20 protein-coding genes and 1 pseudogene are annotated in these 20,333 nt (G+C 41.6%); 1 reads left to right on the top strand and 20 read right to left on the bottom strand.

Annotated features, from left to right (window positions below):
• Positions 1-211 precede the first annotated feature (211 nt).
• The 7 genes from yaaA to DWX73_RS02665 all read right to left on the bottom strand — a co-directional run bounded on the left by yaaA (position 212) and on the right by DWX73_RS02665 (position 5,280).
• Entirely contained in the window at positions 212-994 is a 783-nt protein-coding gene (gene yaaA, locus DWX73_RS02695) for a peroxide stress protein YaaA (protein ID WP_118346676.1), read from the bottom strand.
• Between the two features lie 59 nt (positions 995-1,053).
• Entirely contained in the window at positions 1,054-1,671 is a 618-nt protein-coding gene (locus DWX73_RS02690; RefSeq protein ID WP_118346674.1) for a sugar O-acetyltransferase, read from the bottom strand.
• A gap of 15 nt (positions 1,672-1,686) precedes the next feature.
• The gene (locus DWX73_RS02685; RefSeq protein WP_118346682.1) at positions 1,687-2,388 is read right to left on the bottom strand and encodes a 3'-5' exonuclease; all 702 of its coding nucleotides are present in this window, start codon (positions 2,386-2,388) and stop codon (positions 1,687-1,689) included.
• Between the two features lie 69 nt (positions 2,389-2,457).
• A complete protein-coding gene (locus tag DWX73_RS02680; RefSeq protein WP_118346672.1) occupies positions 2,458-3,525 on the bottom strand; it encodes an FUSC family protein in 1,068 nt (355 codons plus the stop codon).
• 67 nt (positions 3,526-3,592) lie between these two features.
• Complete coding sequence (gene rlmH / locus DWX73_RS02675) at positions 3,593-4,072, bottom strand: 23S rRNA (pseudouridine(1915)-N(3))-methyltransferase RlmH (RefSeq protein ID WP_118346670.1); 480 nt, start codon at positions 4,070-4,072, stop codon at positions 3,593-3,595.
• Positions 4,073-4,159: 87 nt separating this feature from the next.
• Positions 4,160-4,594 carry an aminoglycoside 6'-N-acetyltransferase gene (gene aac(6') / locus DWX73_RS02670; protein ID WP_118346668.1) on the bottom strand — a complete coding sequence of 145 codons (435 nt, stop codon included), beginning with the start codon at positions 4,592-4,594 and terminating at the stop codon, positions 4,160-4,162.
• A 2-nt stretch (positions 4,595-4,596) separates the two neighbouring features.
• Complete coding sequence (locus DWX73_RS02665; RefSeq protein WP_118346666.1) at positions 4,597-5,280, bottom strand: DNA alkylation repair protein; 684 nt, start codon at positions 5,278-5,280, stop codon at positions 4,597-4,599.
• 137 nt (positions 5,281-5,417) lie between these two features.
• Here DWX73_RS02665 and DWX73_RS02660 point away from each other — a divergent pair, with 137 nt between their 5' ends.
• The gene (locus DWX73_RS02660) at positions 5,418-5,828 is read left to right on the top strand and encodes a PH domain-containing protein (protein ID WP_118346664.1); all 411 of its coding nucleotides are present in this window, start codon (positions 5,418-5,420) and stop codon (positions 5,826-5,828) included.
• A 103-nt stretch (positions 5,829-5,931) separates the two neighbouring features.
• Here the strand turns inward: DWX73_RS02660 and gltA are convergent, their stop codons facing one another.
• From gltA to DWX73_RS02595, 13 genes and pseudogenes are all read right to left on the bottom strand, one after another.
• A complete protein-coding gene (gene gltA / locus DWX73_RS02655; RefSeq protein WP_118346662.1) occupies positions 5,932-7,317 on the bottom strand; it encodes an NADPH-dependent glutamate synthase in 1,386 nt (461 codons plus the stop codon).
• Entirely contained in the window at positions 7,317-8,204 is an 888-nt protein-coding gene (locus tag DWX73_RS02650; RefSeq protein WP_118346660.1) for a sulfide/dihydroorotate dehydrogenase-like FAD/NAD-binding protein, read from the bottom strand. Before DWX73_RS02650 ends, gltA begins: the two co-directional genes overlap by 1 nt.
• 106 nt (positions 8,205-8,310) lie before the next feature.
• The gene (locus DWX73_RS02645; RefSeq protein ID WP_118346658.1) at positions 8,311-9,216 is read right to left on the bottom strand and encodes a chitobiase/beta-hexosaminidase C-terminal domain-containing protein; all 906 of its coding nucleotides are present in this window, start codon (positions 9,214-9,216) and stop codon (positions 8,311-8,313) included.
• Positions 9,217-9,245: 29 nt separating this feature from the next.
• Complete coding sequence (locus DWX73_RS02640) at positions 9,246-9,650, bottom strand: zinc ribbon domain-containing protein (RefSeq protein ID WP_118346655.1); 405 nt, start codon at positions 9,648-9,650, stop codon at positions 9,246-9,248.
• A 36-nt stretch (positions 9,651-9,686) separates the two neighbouring features.
• Positions 9,687-10,526 carry a bifunctional methylenetetrahydrofolate dehydrogenase/methenyltetrahydrofolate cyclohydrolase FolD gene (folD, locus tag DWX73_RS02635; protein WP_118346653.1) on the bottom strand — a complete coding sequence of 280 codons (840 nt, stop codon included), beginning with the start codon at positions 10,524-10,526 and terminating at the stop codon, positions 9,687-9,689.
• Between the two features lie 36 nt (positions 10,527-10,562).
• Positions 10,563-13,217 carry an FtsK/SpoIIIE family DNA translocase gene (locus tag DWX73_RS02630; RefSeq protein ID WP_118346651.1) on the bottom strand — a complete coding sequence of 885 codons (2,655 nt, stop codon included), beginning with the start codon at positions 13,215-13,217 and terminating at the stop codon, positions 10,563-10,565.
• A 70-nt stretch (positions 13,218-13,287) separates the two neighbouring features.
• Positions 13,288-14,004 (bottom strand): ClpP family protease, encoded by a 717-nt coding sequence (locus DWX73_RS02625; protein ID WP_118346649.1) that lies wholly within the window; start codon positions 14,002-14,004, stop codon positions 13,288-13,290.
• Between the two features lie 74 nt (positions 14,005-14,078).
• Positions 14,079-15,430, bottom strand: a pseudogene (locus tag DWX73_RS02620) (MATE family efflux transporter).
• 43 nt (positions 15,431-15,473) lie between these two features.
• Complete coding sequence (locus DWX73_RS02615) at positions 15,474-16,205, bottom strand: YebC/PmpR family DNA-binding transcriptional regulator (protein WP_118346647.1); 732 nt, start codon at positions 16,203-16,205, stop codon at positions 15,474-15,476.
• A 136-nt stretch (positions 16,206-16,341) separates the two neighbouring features.
• Positions 16,342-17,175 carry a hemolysin family protein gene (locus DWX73_RS02610; protein WP_118346645.1) on the bottom strand — a complete coding sequence of 278 codons (834 nt, stop codon included), beginning with the start codon at positions 17,173-17,175 and terminating at the stop codon, positions 16,342-16,344.
• A gap of 18 nt (positions 17,176-17,193) precedes the next feature.
• Positions 17,194-17,541, bottom strand: coding sequence for a type II toxin-antitoxin system PemK/MazF family toxin (locus DWX73_RS02605; RefSeq protein ID WP_118346643.1), 348 nt, complete (start codon positions 17,539-17,541; stop codon positions 17,194-17,196).
• A gap of 82 nt (positions 17,542-17,623) precedes the next feature.
• Complete coding sequence (alr, locus tag DWX73_RS02600; RefSeq protein ID WP_118346641.1) at positions 17,624-18,790, bottom strand: alanine racemase; 1,167 nt, start codon at positions 18,788-18,790, stop codon at positions 17,624-17,626.
• Between the two features lie 20 nt (positions 18,791-18,810).
• The gene (locus DWX73_RS02595; RefSeq protein ID WP_118346638.1) at positions 18,811-20,295 is read right to left on the bottom strand and encodes an NAD(P)H-hydrate dehydratase; all 1,485 of its coding nucleotides are present in this window, start codon (positions 20,293-20,295) and stop codon (positions 18,811-18,813) included.
• Positions 20,296-20,333 lie beyond the last annotated feature (38 nt).

The following is a 20,333-nucleotide window of genomic DNA, read 5'->3' as shown; positions in this document are numbered from 1 at the left end:
AGGCGTCAGTAAGTTTTCTATACAGGGTAGCATAACCATTCATCATTATATAGGATTATAGACAGATGTACAATCCATCTGTCTGTTTGCCGTGCAAAAAAACAGATAACAAAATGAAAAAAGCAAAATACAAGTGAGATTTTACCTACTTGCATTCTGCTTTTTTTAATTTTTAAATTAACTTAATGACATTGGCATCCACTGCCCTTTTCTATGATTTCAAAAAAACAAGTTCTTTCGATGAGGAATACGCTTCTGCATACTGATATCCGGATTCCTGAAAATTTTTCACACCTTCCAGAGTATCAATCTGATTCGCTGCAAGCCAGGCACACATCTGACCACGAGCCATTTTAGCAAAAGTTCCCTTTACTTTTATCACTCCGTCCACTTCTTCTCCAAAAGTGCATGTGACAAAGGAAATATCTTTCTCCACATACGGAGCAATCGCACGGCTGTATTCTTTTGACGCAAGATTTAAAATAACTGCAGGATCTCCCGAACATTTTTCCTGCTTTGCCTCTTCATGAATTTCTTCCGCCAAAACACGATAGATATCTTCTCCCCAAAACTCGTACAAATCTTGTTTCCCATTGACTTCCAGTTTCGTCTGCATTTCCAGGCGATATGGAACAACACCATCTGCCGCATTTAATATACCGTAAAATCCACTTAAAATTTTCAAATGTTTTTGAACATACTCCCACTGCTCTTTTGTAAAAATCTGCGGTGCCATATTAGAAAATGCCAGCCCCTGATAGGTCAGCACGGCCGGAGATAACCCGTTTCTTAAATCCATGTTCTGATAACGTATATAGTTCTCCTCTGTAATGCGGTCATTTGCGCGAAACAGCTCTTTGAGTCCGGCTCGGTCAAATTCCCGCATCCGGGCAAGTATCTGTTCCGTCTTATCCAGAAGCGGCGGCAATGATCTGGCTTTCATAAAATCATTTGCCGTCTTCATTTGTTTTGCAGGTGAAATAATGATTTTCATTTTCTTCTCCTTTTCCCGGAGCCTTTCCTTGCAGAAGGCAGCAATCTGTCTTCTTACAATTATAAATTCCAGGCTTCTTCATCAATTCGTTTGTCACGAAAATAATATTCTCTGTCCTTATCTCCGATTTCGCGCAGTACCCGGCAAGGGTTTCCGACAGCGACAACATTTGCCGGAATATCTTTTGTCACAACACTTCCGGCGCCGATTACAGTATTATCTCCAATGGTAACTCCTGGAAGAATCACTGCATTAGCGCCAATCCATACATTGTTCCCAATATGAACCGGACAGTTAAACTGCAATGCTTTCTTTCTCAGAGAAGGTTCTACCGGATGTGCTGCTGTTGCAATCGTAACATTCGGTCCAATCATAACATGATCTCCAATAAATACTTCTCCATCGTCTACAATTGTTAAATTAAAATTTGCATAAAATAAATCTCCGATATGAACATGATGTCCACTCCAGTTTGCATAAAACGGCGGCTGGATATAACAATCTGTACCGCAGGACGCAAACATCTTCTTCATCAGTTCTTCTCGCTCTTTTACTGCGCTTGACGGTAATGAATTAAATTCTCCGAGCATATCCAGATACGGAAATTGTTCTTCCATAATTTCCTCATCATTTGGATTATAAATCATCCCCGAAAGCATACGTTCTTTCTGTGTCATTTTTTCTCCTTCCTTTTATGAATACTGTTTTAAAATGGTATCAATCAGTCGGGAGGCATCTCCTCTCGACATCATTTCCAAATCTTCCGAAAGTTCTATCCCATACCATCCGGAAAGCTTCTGCAAATATTCCTTCTGCTTCCATGTAATACGCTGTTCCTTCTTCGGTCGATAAAACAATGGCTGCGGTTCAAATAATTTCGACTCTTTCTCTTGAAAATAATGTCCAAGACAGTGATATAACTTTGCTGTTGCCAATGCGTCATGATAGGCTCTGTGCGCAGCCTGATTCTCAATCTGATAGTGTTCACATAATGCTCCGAGGCTTTTTGACTCCAGATCTTTATGTACCTTTCTCGCAATCTTCAGCGTATCAATTCCGGAATGTTCAAATCTATGGCCGTATTCCTTTGCATAAATTTTCATAAATTTATAGTCAAACATAATATTATGTCCTATCAGCACATTTTCCCCACAGAACTTCATAAAGGCCGCTATAATTTCTTCTGTCGGTCTTGCATTTGCCACCATCTTATTCGTAATTCCTGTCAGATTCGTAATCAATGGAGAAATAGGCTCCGGCGGCTTCACAAATTGCGAAAAACGTTCCTGTACTTTTCCATCAATAACTTTCAGCGCGCCAATTTCAATAATATGGTCTTTTGTTTCACTCAGTCCTGTTGTCTCCAGGTCAAATGCCACATACGTCTTTAACAAGCGAAATCCCCCTTTCTGCCGCTTAACAAAGCGCAGCAGCTTTTCTCCCATTATACTGCGATTCAGATTTTAGGACAATCCTGTTTTACATTCTTGTTTCAGAACAATTCTATCCATGATCGTTGAAAATAATTTATAAAATCCAAGTGCATACAACGCACCGCACAAATTATGAAAAATCCGAAAGAAAATTGCTCCATCCACACCGAGGAACGTCATTGCGATTGACATTGCGCCCCAGGAATTAAATACCGCCTGCCATCCATAACTTGCCGACAGACCGACTCCGATTCCTCCCAGCACCCCAATATATTCATACATCCATTCCGGCAGTATCATATATAACAGGAGAAATGTAACGCCTCCTAAAATATTTCCCGGGATCCGCCCCTGTATCCTCTTTTTCATGTCTTTCTGAAATGGCACAAGTACAGACATGACCGCAATGGCAGCCCACATCACGCGCGGAAGTCTCAGAAGACCAAAGAGAAAAATAATTGATGAAACCCCAAGTGTCACACAAATCTGCCATCTTGTGCGGGAAGAATTCAGATGAAATTCCTCAAAAATATGACGCAAACTTCTTTTATAAGTACAATTTCTATGGTTTTTGTAAAAAACGATTCCCGTCATCAGGCCACCCACAGACATTGCGCCAATCCTAAGCAGATAACTCCTTCCCGACACATCATATCCATACAACAGAAGATATCCAAGCAGCAATGTGGATTGATTAAACATTACAACATTATGACATCCAAGTAGCATCAATACAAAAATACAGACACTATTCACAAGCAGCTCTGTCAAAAGATTTCCTGCATTTGCCAGACGCGGTCCAAATGTCATAATCCCCCATATCATCATCAAAGAACTAAGTGCATGAGGCGCGTGAATTCCAAAATCTGCAAATCGAAATGCCATTACACTCAACAGCACCACTACTCCCACAATACTATTATCACTTCCAAAGAGAATACTAAATCCGGTCACAAATGCAACGCAGAATATAAGCGTCAATAATATCTTACATCCATAGACAAAAATATGATATCCTTTTTCCTTTCGGCCTTCTGCCTGTTTGATAAGCTGCTTTGAACCCGCCTGGTTCAATTGTAGTTCCTGATAAAATGTCATTCATGTTCCTCCCTTGTTTCTAAACTTATCGGGGAGGCATTATATCATTCGCTGGCATATTTGTCAATTATTTATGATATGGTTCCCCGTTAATGATACGGTAACTTCGATAAATCTGTTCCAGCAAAATGACACGCATCAGCTGATGCGGAAACGTCATCTTTGAAAAACTCAACGCATAATCTGATCGTTTCAGCACTTCCTGCCCAAGTCCGATGGAACCTCCGATTACAAAACAAATATGACTGATCCCCTGTATACCAAGTTTTTCTATCTTCCCGGCAAATTCCTCTGAAGAAAGTAATTGCCCTCCGATCTCAAGCGTAATAACAAATGCATCTTCTTTTATATATTTTAAAATACGCTCTCCTTCCTTATCCCGAATGTGATTCTCTACCACTTCACTGGCCTGATCCGGCGTCTTCTCATCTGCCACTTCCACGATTTCCAACTTACAATATTTGCTCAGCCGTTTGCTGTATTCTGCAATTGCATCTTTTAAATATTTTTCTTTTAGTTTTCCAACAGTAATCACGGTAATCTTCATTAACTTTTTCTCCTTCTTTCCTCTGTTTTATTATTCAACAGAAAAAGCACGGTCAGAATTTCTTTCTGCCGTGCTCTCTTACTACATTTATAATTGCTTGGTAAAACAGATGATCCTGTTTACAGCTGAAAATCCGGATCTGACATGAAATGAAAAACCATCCGCATTGCTCAGTTCGCAATCACTGGCAAATTCTGTACATCCACAGTTTCTAGCCCATCTTTCGCACGCCTCCAGAAGTTCTGTTCCTATCCCTTCATTACGTCTTTCTTCCCGCACAAAAATCCCTTCCAGATAGCCCACCGGCGAAGTCTCTGTTCCTTCCACATAATCTGTGCGAAGACTGCACTGCGCAAAACCATTCGGAATATCTCCGTCCCAATTCAGAAAAATCACACAACTCTTTTTGGAAATATACTCTTCCATCTCATCTTTCAACTCATCAATTGTGTGTTCCGGCCATAACTCAAATGCCAACTCTGCTATATCATATAGGTCACTTAATTCTGCTTGTTTTACCATTTTTATTTCCTCTTTAATCCTTTTAACCTTTCTTTATCTTCCCTGGTAACCCGATAGGATTCCCTAATTTTCTGAAGCGCTTTATTGTGGGTAAAAACATCCAGCGTTTCTTCCTTTAAAAAACGTTCTGTCTTCTTCGGGAACTTTACATAGCAGACGGAAACTGCCCATGCTACTGCCATTTTTACATAATACGCTTCTTTGTGAAGTGCTGAAAAATGTTCAAACAGATGATCGATATATCTTTCATTCACAAAATAATTGAGAAACGAAACTACCGCAAAACGAATCTCATATTCCTGATCACCGGAGACATATTTGCACAGATATTGATACCAGAATTCCTGATCCTCCGCCATGAAACGGTAAGTGGAACAGCAACTGTCACAAACTGCCCAATTATCAATCTTCGGCACAAACTTATCAAGCCATCTGCATCGTTCTTCCTTACTCATTTGCGCATATCCGATAATCATTCCCTGCAGCAGCAGTTCTTCATAATACTCCGGTGCCACTTCCAGATAAGAATAGAAAGATTCCTTTGAAAGTCTTTTCGCAAATGCACGCAGTATTGGAATCCTCACTCCGATCATAGGTAAAATCTCTCCCGGAACAAGTGAACGATTAAACGCTCGATAAGCTTCATCCGCAAATGCGTGAAGTTCTTCTCGAATTGCCTCTGTCATAACATATTTTCCTTTCCTTCGACTGTTACTATATTACCATAGACAAACTTTTCACGCAATGGGAAAGTGTTTTATTGACCTCATTTTCAAAAGAGTGTAATATATTGTTTAGATCGTTTTATAAAGGAGACTTACATATGAGATTTAAAGGAAAGATTGCAGCCTGGTGGTACATATTTTTACTTTCAGGAAATGCTATTTGTATCTGGGTTATTTTTTCAAAACAGACCTTTTGGGGAATTCTGGGAGGCGCGATAGCCTGTATTATGTTTGATGTGTTATTCGTGCCGACAATTATAAATAATTATGTCGAACTGCGAAATTCTACACTTCAGATTGTTTTTGGACTATCCAGCCAGTCCATTCCTTATCGTGATATCTCTCTTATAGCAGAAAGCCGAAATCCGATGATGTCAACCGCTGCTTCTCTTGACAGACTATATATTATGTACGAAGGCGGAAACGTAATGGTGTCTGTTCGCGAAAAAGACGCTTTTATAAAAGAATTATTGCGTTATAACAACAAGATACAATATATAAAGAAATAAGATTCTCCGACTTATCCCAGAAGTATATTTCAATAGATATAAAGACAGGGCAGGATTTTGATAAATCCTGCCCCAATTCTATTTATCCATATTTAATATCTGACTATTTGTTGGAAAGATATTCGTGAATACCTTTTGCTCCTGCCTTACCAGCACCCATAGCAAGGATAACTGTTGCAGCACCTGTAACAGCATCTCCACCGGCATAAACGCCTTCTTTTGTTGTCTTACCAGTTTCTTCTTCTGCTACGATACATTTCCATTTATTTACTTCCAAACCTTCTGTTGTAGAAGAAATTAATGGGTTTGGTGATGTTCCAAGAGACATGATAACTGTATCTACATCAATCACAAACTCAGAACCGTCAACTTCTACCGGACGTCTTCTTCCGGATGCATCCGGCTCGCCGAGTTCCATCTTAACAACTTTCATACCACTTACATTACCATTCTCATCCACAAGGATTTCTTTTGGATTTGTAAGAAGATCAAAGATAATTCCTTCTTCTTTTGCATGATGAACTTCTTCCACTCTGGCCGGAAGCTCTTCTTCACTACGACGATATACAACGTGAACTTCTGCTCCAAGACGAAGCGCTGTTCTTGCAGCATCCATAGCTACGTTACCGCCACCAACAACAGCAACTTTTGTTCCTGCTGCGATCGGAGTATCATAAGAATCATCAAATGCTTTCATTAAGTTACTTCTTGTCAGGTACTCATTTGCAGAGAATACGCCGTTTGCATTTTCTCCCGGAATACCCATGAATTTCGGAAGACCAGCTCCTGAGCCAATAAATACTGCCTCGAAACCTTCTTCTTCGATCAGCTGATCGATTGTTGTAGATTTACCGATAACAACGTTTGTCTCGAAAGTAACGCCTAATTCTTTAACTTTTTCAATTTCTTTTGCAACAACGTCCAGTTTCGGTAAACGGAATTCCGGAATACCATATACTAAAACGCCGCCCAGCTCATGAAGCGCTTCAAATACTGTTACTTCATAGCCTAATTTTGCAAGGTCACCGGCACATGTAAGACCAGCCGGTCCGGAACCGATCACAGCAACTTTATGACCGTTTGTCTTCTCAGCTTTCTCCGGTTTGATATCATGCTCTAACGCGTAGTCAGCAACAAATCTTTCAAGTTTACCGATAGAGATCGGCTCACCTTTGATACCACGGATACATCTTCCTTCACACTGTGATTCCTGAGGACATACACGTCCGCAGATTGCAGGAAGTGCTGAAGATTTACCGATAATTTTATATGCTTCTTCGATATTTCCTTCTTTTACTTCATTAATAAATGCCGGAATGTTAATTGCTACAGGACAACCCTGAATACATTTCGCATTTTTACAGTTAATACATCTGCTTGCCTCTTCCATAGCTTCTTCTTTGTTATATCCAAGACAAACTTCATCAAAGTTCGTTGCACGAACCTTTGGATCCTGTTCTCTTACTGGTACTTTCTTTAATACGTCCATTACTCGTCACCTCCGCAATGACCACATCCGCCGTGATGTGTATCACCTTCCTGTAATTTCAGCATTGCTCTTCCTTCTGCTGTTTTATAAATCTGCTGTCTCTTCATAGCTTCGTCAAAGTTTACAAGATGTCCGTCGAACTCCGGTCCGTCTACACATGCAAATTTAATTTCTCCGCCAACAGAAAGACGACATGCACCACACATACCTGTTCCGTCTACCATAATCGGGTTCATACTTACAATCGTCGGAATCTCAAGTTTCTTTGTAAGCAGGCATACGAATTTCATCATGATCATCGGTCCGATTGCAACACATACATCATACTTGTTGCCTTCTTCAACTAATTTTTCGATCATGCTTGTTACCATACCATGATGTCCATATGTTCCATCATCTGTACAAATATAAAGGTTACCTGCAACCTCTTTCATCATATCTTCAAGGATTAACATATCCTTTGTCTTAGATCCAACAATAACATCTACTGCGATGCCATGCTCTTTCATCCATTTTACCTGTGGATAAACCGGAGCGGCACCAACACCACCTGCAACAAACAAGATTTTTTTCTGTCTTAAGGATTCCATATCTTCATGCACAAACTCAGATGCACATCCTAAAGGACCAGTGAAGTCTCTGAATGAGTCTCCTGCCTGTAATTTTGCCATTTTTTCAGTAGAAGCTCCAACAATCTGGAACACAATTGTAACAGTTCCTGCTTCTCTGTCATAATCACAAATTGTAAGTGGGATTCTTTCTCCCTTTTCGTCCATCTTTACGATAACGAACTGGCCAGGCTCGCAATGTTTTGCAACTCTTGGCGCTTCTACATCCATAAGAAAAATCTTATCTGCCAATGTTTCGGCTTTCAGTATTTTATACATCATAGTCCTCCTCTATTCTTAACTCTACTTATTATAATAAAACATAATTAAAAAAATATCAATCTAATTTTGTCATGTTTTGTGTTTTTCGTTTTTTTCAATAATTTTACTGCAAAATAAGCTCGTAATTCATCTTTTTTATCTCACTGAGACGTCCTTTCCCGTCCACCAGTACTGCACAAAAGATGTGATTTCCTTCCGGCATATCAATCGGGCCGGTATATTTTGTTGATGCTGCCGTTGGAGTTTCAATTTCGCCATCCGCACTGCTGATCGTATAGTAAGCTGTATAACCGCTTGGCACCTGAATCGTTATCTGCATCTGGCGTTCATAATATCCCGTTGATGGCGAAACCGCCGGCGCATCTGCAACCGGATATTCTACTACATATGTTTTCGACACTACAATGCTTGGAACTCCTTCGTCATTCACAGAAATAGCGCTGATTGTTGTAGTTCCTTCCCCTATCTGTATGGGAGTTTCATACACCGCACTCGCAGTTGTCGGTTCTGTCCCATCTGTTGTATAATAAATCTTTTGCCCCTTAGATGTCAGGGAAAGCTCCTGCACTTCGTCATAGGTCTTCTCCTCTAAACTAAATTTCGGCTCATTGGAAACATACATATTCAGATCGTCTAAAACCCCATCGTCTTCACACTCATCCAAAAGCACCGGAATTTTACTAAGCTGATCTGTCTGCTGATAAAACTCAATACATCCTCTGTACAGCTCTACATTTCCAGGATACTTACTGATCGCTTTCAGATAATAATCTTCTGCTGTATCCGGTTCATTCTGTGCAATATAGACTTCCGCCAAACCATTATAGGCATCCGCTTTCGCGTCATCCTGTTTCATTGCCTGCTGAAACTTTTCTTCTGCCTGACGATAATCTTTCTGATTAAGATAGCGATTTCCGCCTCTGACAAGACCATAGTATGTATTCAAATAAATAAAATACCCAAGTGCACCGAGAATCACAACAACTCCAATGACAATCAAAATCCGCATGCGTTTCTTTGCTTTTTGCTTTTTACGTTTTATTCATTCTCTCTCCTGCGCCTCGCACGTTCTTCCTGGTGCTTCCGCTCTCTTAGTTCAGACTGTCTGATACTCTCAGTTCTCTCTTTTCTCTGCTCATCCCGATGGAGCCGTTCTTTTTCTTCTCTGCGTTTCTCTGTCAGATGATGCTCTGTCTGATCTTCTGCATTTGGCAAAGGAATATTCATCGTATATGAAATCATCCCATTAGAATTCTTCAGATTCTCAATCGGTATTCTATTTCTTGTACGATTCGATGGTTCTTCCTCAAGCGCCCCTTTCACCTGAGCTGTTAATACGTCATCCAAAGGATTGTAGTCCGGAACAATCTGTACCTCCTGACCGCATTTTTCGCAGTAGAGATAGCCTTCCGGGATTGCGGCACCACAATTCTTACATTTCATTTATACCATCCCCCAAATTAGTTTTCTTTTGTTGATTTACATTTCCGCTGTTGAAAGACAATTCTGTAAAAGCATTGTAATTGTCATCGGTCCTACGCCGCCGGGTACCGGAGTAATCGCTCCCACTTTTGAAAAAACATCTTCATAGTCTACATCGCCACAGAGTTTTCCATTTTCATCCCGATCCATCCCGACATCAATTACCACTGCGCCTTCTTTTACATATTCTTTTGTAATCATCTTAGCCTGTCCGACTGCTACGATCAGAATATCAGCCCGTTTTGTCACTTCAGCCAGATTCTCTGTCTTAGAGTGCGCAATCGTTACGGTGGCATTTTCCTGCAGCATCAAAAGCGCCATTGGTTTACCGACAATATTGCTTCTTCCAACAATAACGCACTCTTTTCCTGCAATAGAAATGCCGGATCGTTTTAGCATTTCTACAATTCCCGCAGGCGTGCACGGTTTTGGCCCCGCCGCGCCAATGCAAAGATTACCGACATTATATGGATGGAAGCAGTCTACATCCTTTTTCGGAGCAATGCATTCCAACACGTGTTTTTCACAAATGTGTTTTGGAAGCGGAAGCTGAACAAGAATTCCGCTAACCTTTGAATCCTGATTTAATTGTTTGATCAGTTCAAGCAATTCCTCTTCTGTCGTTGTTTCCGGCAAATGACGGATATCTGAGGTAATTCCTACAAATTCACATGCTTTTGCCTTATTTCTAACATAGACTGATGAGGCCGGATCATTTCCAACCTGTACAACAGTCAGACCAATTTCCACGCCTTTTTCTAAAAACGCGTGCATTTTTTCTTTCATTTCCATTTTCATGTCTGCTGAAATTTCTTTTCCACTAATGATCTTTGCCATATCGCTTCCTCCTGTCCGACAGCTATGTATTCGCAGCTACAGATACTCTTCCGCATATTGCTCAAATTGCTCCATTGACATAAGCACTTTGCGGGGCTTCGTACCTTCTTCCTCACCAACCACACCGGCTTCAGCTAACTGATCCATAATTCTGGCCGCTCGATTAAAGCCAATTTTGAATACACGCTGCAGCATACCGATAGACGCTTTATCTTTCTCGATAATAAATTTAGCCGCATCCATAAAATAGACATCTCTGTCATCTCCGGAACTGCCGGCGGCAGCTGCATTACTTGTATTTACATGGTTAGTAATTTCTTCATTATAGGTTGGACTGCCATTCTCATTCACAAGATAATCTACAACAGCCTGTACTTCCTGATCTGATACAAATGATCCCTGAACACGCACAGGCTTCTGATAACCAGACGGATAAAAAAGCATATCACCTTTCCCAAGCAGTTTTTCTGCTCCGTTCATATCAATAATGGTTCTCGAATCCACACCGGACGATACAGAAAATGCAATTCTGGATGGCATATTTGCCTTAATCAATCCAGTAATAACATTCACTGACGGTCTTTGTGTTGCCAGCACCAGATGAATTCCGGCAGCTCGTGCAAGCTGTGCCAGACGGCAGATTGCCTCTTCTACTTCTCCCGGTGCAACCATCATTAAATCAGCCAGCTCATCTACGATAATTACAATTTGAGGCATTTTCTTTGGTTTTGCCGGATCGTCAATCTCTTTAATGGACTCCACTTTCGTATTATATCCGTTCAGATCACGCACATTATACTGTGCAAAAAGCTGGTAGCGTTTCTCCATCTCTATAACTGCCCAGTTCAAAGCTCCCGCCGCTTTCTTAGGATCTGTTACAACAGGAATCATCAAATGCGGAATACCATTATAGACACTTAACTCAACCACCTTTGGATCAATCATAATCAGTTTCACATCTGCCGGATCTGCTTTGTATAAAATACTCATAATCAACGTATTAATGCAGACAGACTTTCCTGAACCTGTGGCTCCTGCAATAAGAAGATGGGGCATTTTCTTAATATCTGCCACGACAACTTTACCTGCAATATCCCTTCCGACAGCAAATGCAATTTTTGAAGGATAGTTTTTAAACTCTTCTGATTCCAGAAGATCTCTCAACAGGACTGCCACATTTTCTTTATTCGGAACTTCAATTCCGACAGCTGCCTTGCCCGGAATCGGCGCTTCAATACGAATATCTGCCGCCGCAAGATTCAACTTAATATCATCTGCCAGACCGACGATCTTGCTGACCTTTACTCCTTGCTCCGGCTGGAGTTCATACCTGGTTACAGATGGTCCGCAGCTCACATTTGTTACATGGACATTCACTCCAAAATTCTGGAGTGTCTGCTGAAGTTTCATCGCAGTCTCCCGAAGGTGTGCATCCGAATCTCCGCCTCCGTTTTTGCCTTTCTTTAACAGCTTGTATGGCGGAGATACATAAACCTTTTTCGGTTCCTGTTCTTCTTTTCGTATCTTTTCATCCAGTGCCTTTGTCTCCTCAGCCACTTCACTTCTGCTTTCCTTCGTAGACCGTTTTCGATGCTCCGGCATCTCTGTTTGTGGCATTTCCGTTTGTGTCATCTCTGTCTGCGGCATCTCTGTCCGAGACACCTCCATTTGCGACATCTCAGCTATCTCGCTATTCGGAAGTTCTTCATTTGACATTTCGTTCGCTTCCGGAATGTTAAATTCCGTTGGTATTGCCCGGTTAATTACAAAGTCGGGAACTTCTGACTCCGGAGAAGGCGTAATTTCTTTCATCTCCGGCGTCTTTTTTACAAAATCTTCTTCATTCAATGTGGTTGCGAAAGAAACGCCTGATACAACTTTTCGATTCTTTCCGCTTTCATGTAATTCCTGACTTTTCTTTATTTCTGCCTGACGGGCGCGCTCTTCCCGTCTGGCTTCTTTTGCTTCCAGATTTTTTCTCCGCTGTTCCAGCTTTTCTTCCTGCTGGATCGCACGCTCTTCTCTTCGGATTACCGCTGTTTCCCGACGGCGTTTTGCATCCGCCTTAGCATTCGAATAAGCTCTGCGTCCCCCTTCTTTGACTCCTTTCAAAAAGGATCTTTCCGTAATTATGACGATACAAATAATAGAAAGAATGATTACGAATACAAACGTCCCCGCTACTCCGATCGCCGGACAGAACAATTTCGCAAAAACACCGCCAAGCAGCCCGCCGTCTGTCTTATACCGGCTTGCAATTGTATAGTATTCCATATATCCAACAGTTTTATCAAATCCTGACATCATTAACTGGATAAATGTACAGACAAGACATGTCAAAACGATCCCTGCCCCAATCTTCACATAGGCGGTTCCATTTCCCTTATTGGAAACGGCAAATGCAATTCCAATAAAAAATATGATAGGAACAATATAGGCAGTAACGCCAAAAAGGCCAAACAAAACGCCGGACACCATATCTCCTATAAATCCACCCACGCCAAAATTACTCAGCATCATTAAAATACTGATGGCGATTGCTATTAAAATCACAATCTCATCCCGCAAAAATCCCTGCTGCGGCAGTTTCTTCTTAGACTGTGTTGTTTTTTTTGTACGAGAAGCCGATTTCTTTTTTGTTCCTCCCCCGGAAGAAGCCGTCTTCTTTGATTTTGTTGTATTTGAAGCCATAAGCTTACCCCCTTATGTTGTATAAGCATACATACTAAATTATAGCATCAATACAAATCTCTGTCATTAGTTATTTTCGAGGTTTCTTTTTTTCGTCAATCAGCTCATAAAGCTTTTGCATTGCTTCATAAATTCCGCCAACTTGATTGATAATTCTTTCACGAACCGCTTCTTCCCCATCCAGCATGGTTCCCACGTCTTTCACAAGCTGCGTAGAATCCAGCATCAGCTTCTCCAGACGTTCGACTGAAATCCCCGAATGTTCCGAGATAAAACGTGTAATCCGATCCTGAGTTTTCTCCATATTCCGATAACTCTGAATCACACCAATCGTCATCCCGTTTGACCGCACCGGATGAATAATCATCGTTCCGCTTGGCACAATAAAAGAATAATCTGCCGCCACTGCCAGCGGACCTCCGATGGAATGGCACCCTCCAAGAACAAGAGAGACTGTCGGCTTACTCAAAGATGCGATCATCTCTGCGATGGCAAGTCCCGCTTCCACATCCCCTCCCATTGTATTAAGCAGGATCAGCACACCGTCAATCTGTGCATCATTTTCAATCTCAGCTAATTTGGGCAGCAGATGTTCATATTTTGTAGCCTTCGTGCTTCCCGACACCGCCTCATGTCCTTCGATTTCTCCAATGATTGTAAGGAGCTGAATATTAGGCTTTCCACTGCCGTTCTCTAACGGAATACTCCCTACTTCTTTAATCTGCTCATCCTGCTCTTTTTGTTGTTCCAATACATCTTTTGACTGTTCTGTTTTATATTTGGACATACTAAAACCTCCACATCGCTTTTTCTTAGTATGTGGAGGTTTCCCTGCGTTATACGCTTATACTTTATTCATTTTTAAATTGTACGGTCAAATCCATGTATCCAGTCTACTTTCAAGAAATAGATCAAGAAAATGATCGAACTCAATATCCAGGTAATCGGATATGCCCAGAATATCACTGCAATATTCGGAATTAATTTTGTAAAAATCGTAATATATGTCACACGGATGATGCACCAGCAAAGCATCATAACAAACATTGGCACGGTAGCCCGTCCCGCTCCCCGCATGATTCCGCCTACGCAGTGGGAAAATGCCAACAGACAATAAAAGAGTGACACAACTCTTGCCTGCTGTACTCCAAATGCAACTACAGCCGGATCGCTGTTAAATGCTGCAATAAAATATGGCGATGCCACATACACGATGATTCCGATCACTTCTGCAAGTGATGCTGAACAAAGAATTCCGAAACGCGCTCCCTTTTTCACACGCTCATACTCTCTTGCACCAAGATTCTGACTTACAAATGTTGACATCGACATAGCAAAGCATGTTACCGGAAGGAATCCGAATCCTTCCACTTTCATATAGGCCCCGCATCCTGCCATCGCAAGTTTTCCAAAAGAATTAATATTTGCCTGCACAATCACATTTGCAAATGAAATAATTGAATTTTGTATTCCGGATGGAATCCCGTTTGAAACAATCAGTCGCAGACATTCTTTATCAAACCGAATCTTCGATGGTACAATACGATAAGATTCCTTTACTCTGCAAAGCCGTATCAGGCAAAGCACCGCACTGACAAACTGGGAAATGATTGTTGCAAGGGCTGCTGCACCGACGCCATATCCCAACACTCCAACAAACAGTAAGTCAAGCACAATATTGACTACCGATGAAATAATCAGATACATCAACGGGTGCTTGCTGTCTCCAATGGACTGCATGATACCGACAAATGTATTGTAAAGAACAAATGCCAGCGAACCACAAAAATATACCCGGAAATAAACGACGGAGTTCACAAGCACATCTTCCGGTGTTCCCATCAACACAAGAATCTGCGGCGCCAGTATTGTTCCGATCGCCGTCAGAAGTATTCCTGCAACAATTCCAAATGCTACCGCTGTATGTACTGCTTTTTCTACTTTTTCATTATTTCTGGCGCCAAAAAATCTGGCGATGACAACTCCGGCGCCTAATGAAATTCCATTGAAAAAACCTACCATCAGGAAAATCAGACTTCCTGATGAACTAACTGCTGCTAACGCTTCACTTCCAAGAAAATTCCCAACAATCAGGGAATCTGCCGTATTATATAATTGCTGAAACAGATTCCCCAAAACAGTGGAATTGCAAAATGAATGATTTTTCTGGAAATCGATCCCTCCGTCATCAATGTTGACTGTGAATCACTCATAATCTATTACCATCTCCATCCCTTTAATTAAGTAAATCCCTATTTATTCATCCCAGTTATGATATACTTCCTGAACATCGTCATCTTCTTCCAGAAGATCTAATGTCTTCTGAATATTCTTCAGATCGGTCTCGTCTGTTAACTCTACATAGGTCTGCGGAATCATCGTCACTTCTGCCGCTGCCATCGGAATACCTGCTTCCTCTAATTTAAGACGTACATCACTGAATGCTTCCGGATCTGTAAGGATTTCGAAGCTGTCTTCTTCCTCAGCAAAATCATCTGCTCCGGCATCCAGCGCCAACATCATCAATTCGTCGGCATCCATCTCAAAATCTTCTTTTGCAACGACAATCTGTCCCTTTTTGTCAAACATGAAAGACACACATCCAGGTGTTCCGACATTTCCGCTTCCCTTTGTAAAAGCATTTCTTACATTGGAAGCTGTACGATTCTTATTATCCGTCAATGCTTCTACAATGATCGCAGTACCGCTCGGTCCATAGCCTTCATATGTTACACGCTCATAATTGGCTGCGTTAGCATCTCCTGCTGCTTTCTTAATACTTCTTTCAATATTATCATTCGGCATATTATTCGCTTTTGCTTTCGCAATCACATCACGCAGACGACTATTATTATTCGGATCTGCTCCGCCGCCTTCTTTTACTGCAACAGCGATCTCACGTCCAATCTTTGTAAAAATCTTTCCTTTTGCAGCATCGTTTTTCTCTTTTTTATGTTTGATATTAGCAAACTTTGAATGTCCTGACATTTGTATTTCTCCTTTAAACTGTTTTTCTGAATGTTCTACATACTTTTTTATTTTAGCACTTTTTTTTCACTTTTTACAATCACTACATTTTCACATGTAATTTTACATATTTTCGTGTATTTGCACAGTCTTTACTTTAGATTTTCACGATTTTTACTGTCTGAATCATATTATTATCTACTGACAGTATATGAAACCGATACCCTTCATAATCAACCGAAGATGATTCATCTTCTGCCGGTATCCGGTCTAACATATCAATCAGAAAACCATTTACTGTTCCATAATCGCTCTTTTCAAACGCAATTCCAAGAAGATTTTCTAAATCTTCCAGGTCAGCGCCTCCCTGTACAAGATAGCTTCCCTCTGACAGCTTCACAACTTCCTCTACATCTTCGTCATATTCATCCTGGATATTTCCGACAATCTCTTCAATAATATCTTCCATCGTCACAATCCCTGATGTCTGCCCATACTCATCAATGACAACTGCCATGTGGTTTTTTCTTGCTTTCATTTGTTTTAGCAGCCGCTCGATATTTCTTGTTTCCGGAATACATGCCACCGGTTTTAGACAGTCTTTCAGTGCATGAAGCTCTACTGACCGGTTTTGTTCTGACATATATGCTTTTAAAAGATCCCGAATATGTACAGAACCGATGATCTGATCAATCGTTTCCTGATATACCGGAAATCTGGAATATCTTCTTCCTATAATCTCCTGCATACATTCTTCAAGGGTACATGACGCATCCAGCGCACAAATATGCTTGCGGTGAGTCATCACATCTTTGGCATCCATATGTTTAAATAAAATAACATTTCGCATCATAGATGCTTCTTCCGGGACAAAAATACCTTCTGTTTGTCCTTCACTGATCCATTTTAAAAGCAGTTCTTCTCGTTCATCCTGGTCAATTTCTTCCGAAAATACTGAACGCATTTTTCTTAAAAGACGTTCTTCTTCCATAATGTTCTCCTTCTCATTTTATGTATGAAGCTCCAAACTGATGCGGAGCGCTTCATCCACTCGTCTCATTAGTTCCCGGTCCACATGACAGACAAGTTCTTTCAGTCTTTGCTTATCAATAGTCCGGATCTGTTCCAGCAAAATTACTGAATTCTTCACAATATGATATCTTCTGGCATCCACTTCAATGTGTGTTGGAAGTTTCGACTTATTCATGCGCGATGTAATTGCAGCACATATAACCGTTGGGCTGTGTCGGTTGCCTATATCATTTTGAATAATCAACACCGGCCGTATCCCTCCCTGTTCGGAGCCGACGACCGGACTTAAATCTGCATAATAAATATCTCCTCTTTTTACCTGCATTCTTTCACACTCCGATAATGTTGATGATAATGGATAGTCTTTCCAGATTTTTCGGATGTATTCCAAATGCACGCAAAATCATTTATGCAAAATAATCAATCTGTTCTATGATCTTACCGTCCCGGCAATATACTCGTGGAATTCGCTTGCCAAGATCGCAGACAAATTCATAATTAAACCGGTCTGCCAGTTCACTTAGCTGATCTACCGTAATCGTTTCTTCTCCGTCTGTTCCTATGAGTACTGCCTGATCGCCGAACTTCACGTTGTCAATTCCTGTTACATCGACCATGAACTGATCCATACAGACTCTTCCGATAATCGGTGCCTTTTTCCCGTGGATCAGCACATAAGCCTTATTAGAAAGGCTTCTCGGATATCCATCTCCATATCCAACCGGAATGGTAGCAATCTGCATTTCTTTCTCCGCCACGAAGGTTCCCCCATAGCTGACAGATGTTCCGGCAGAAATTGTCTTCACATATTCCACATGGCTGATCAGCGACAGTGCCGGCTTTAGTTCTACCGCTTTCTTTGATACTTCCTGAGATGGATACAGCCCATAGATTGCAATCCCGGCTCTTACGAGATCACAATTCGCCTCTCGGACATCGATAATTCCGGCGCTGTTTGAGCAATGTTCATAGGGAAATGTCACTCCCCGCTCTTTCAGTTTTGACGTCATCTCGTGGAAAATCGTCAGCTGCTGTCTCGTATAAGTCTTATCCTCCTCATCTGCTTTGGCAAAATGTGTAAAGATTCCTTCTGCTTTCATATGCGGCAAATCAATAATTCGTCTGATCGCCTCTACACTGTCATCCGTCGGAGCAAATCCGAGTCTTGACATCCCTGTCTCCAGTTTCACATGAAAATATGCCTGTCGATCTAACTGTACTGCCAAATCTGACAATTCCTGCATCTGCTCCTCCTGATACACCGTCATTCGAATCTCATGCTCCAGCATCTCTTCAAATTGATCCGGGAAAATACATCCCAGCACCAGGATTGGTTTCCTGATCCCGCTCTTTCTCAACAGCACTGCTTCATCAAGTGTTGCTGTGGCAAATCCCCACACATATTCATATGCTTCCAACATTCTGGCTACAGGAATCGCGCCGTGTCCATAACCATCTGTCTTGACCACACCAATCATCTTTGTCTTTGCATCAATATTTCGATGCATTTGTTCCATATTATATGTAATTGCGTCCAGATCTATCCTGGCCATCACTCTGCTGTATTTCTTCATCTTTCTATTTGCTGCTCCTTTTATTTTTTCAGTATCTCTCCTATGGCATCGATCACATCACTCGCAAGCACACTGTACTCACCTTTCTTATCTCTTGCCTTATCTCCGGCAAGTCCATGAAGAAAAACACCTGCACAAGCTGCCTCATAAGGTTTTTGGCCCTGAGCAAGCAATCCGCCAACGATTCCGGCAAGTACATCTCCGGAACCACCCTTCGCCATCGCCGCATTCCCGCTTGTATTTAGATAAATGCGTTCCTCCGCTCTGTGTATCATTGTACGGGCATCTTTTAATACACAGATAACCGGGTATGCTGCTGTCAGTTCTTTGATAGCTGCGATGCGCTCTTTTCTGATTTCTTCAACCGCTTTTCCTGTCAGACGGGACATTTCTTTCATATGAGGTGTCAGAATTACCGGTGCCTGACATTCACCCAGTAATCCCATTTCTTCCGAAATCAGATTCAGCCCGTCTGCGTCAACCACACAAGGAATCTTTGCCTCTTTCAGCACCGTGCGCACAATCTGTCTGGCTGTCTGACTTTTTCCAAGTCCGCACCCGAGCACCGCTGCATCTGCCCAGGCAAGTTCTTCCAACAACTGCTCTTTTTCAAAAAATTCATAAGTACTAATCAATGCTTCCGGCAAAAGCTGCTGAAGAATCATCCTGTTTGATTCATCGGTATAGATTTTTACAAGTCCGGCTCCGGTACAGTATGCTGCCTTTGCGCTTAAATAAGCAGCGCCGCACATTCCACGGCTTCCCGCAATTACAAGCACTTTCCCATAAGTTCCTTTATGACTATACTGACTGCGTGCCGGGAAAATCTCTCTAAGATCGTTCATCTCATAAGTATAGGCAACTTCTGTCTGTTCGTCAAACAAATCTGTCTGAATTCCAATATCTTTTACAAAAACAGTGCCGCACCATGCTCTTCCCGGATCACACGCCATTCCATATTTCTCACAGGCAAACGTTACTGTTATATCTGCCCGAAACGCTGTGCCAAGAATACTTCCATCAAAGGAAGATACCCCTGACGGAATATCGATGGCCACTTTTGCTCCGGAAAGCCGGTTCATCTCCTCAATCACTGCTTTATAATGCCCTTCCACGGTTCTTGACAAACCAATGCCAAACACCGCATCTATAATAACACTATATGCTTTCGCCGGAATCCCGTCACAATCTTTTATTCCATAATTTTCAAGGATCTTCCGCTGAAGCTTCGTCTCTTCACTCATAGATGCTTCTCTTCCAGCCAGTACAACTGTCACGTCTGAACCCTTCAAATGCAAAAGTCTTGCGACAGCATACCCATCTCCGCCATTATTTCCCGCTCCGCAGACAATCAGCGGTTTTGATAAATCGATTTCTGTTTCTTCCAGTACCTCTACTGTCTTTAGTGCCGCACGTTCCATCAGCACCATCGACGGCACTTGTTTCTGAACGATTGTCTCCTCATCTGCATGTTTCATCCATATTCCATCCGGCAAATATCTCATATCCACACCCCTGTCTGCAGAGCAACACTGTCTGCATT

Source organism: Coprococcus sp. AF21-14LB (genome assembly GCF_003458885.1).
Lineage (GTDB): Bacteria > Bacillota > Clostridia > Lachnospirales > Lachnospiraceae > UBA9414.
The sequence above is the reverse complement of the archived record's forward strand: the minus strand, read 5'-3'. Positions and strand labels throughout refer to the sequence as shown.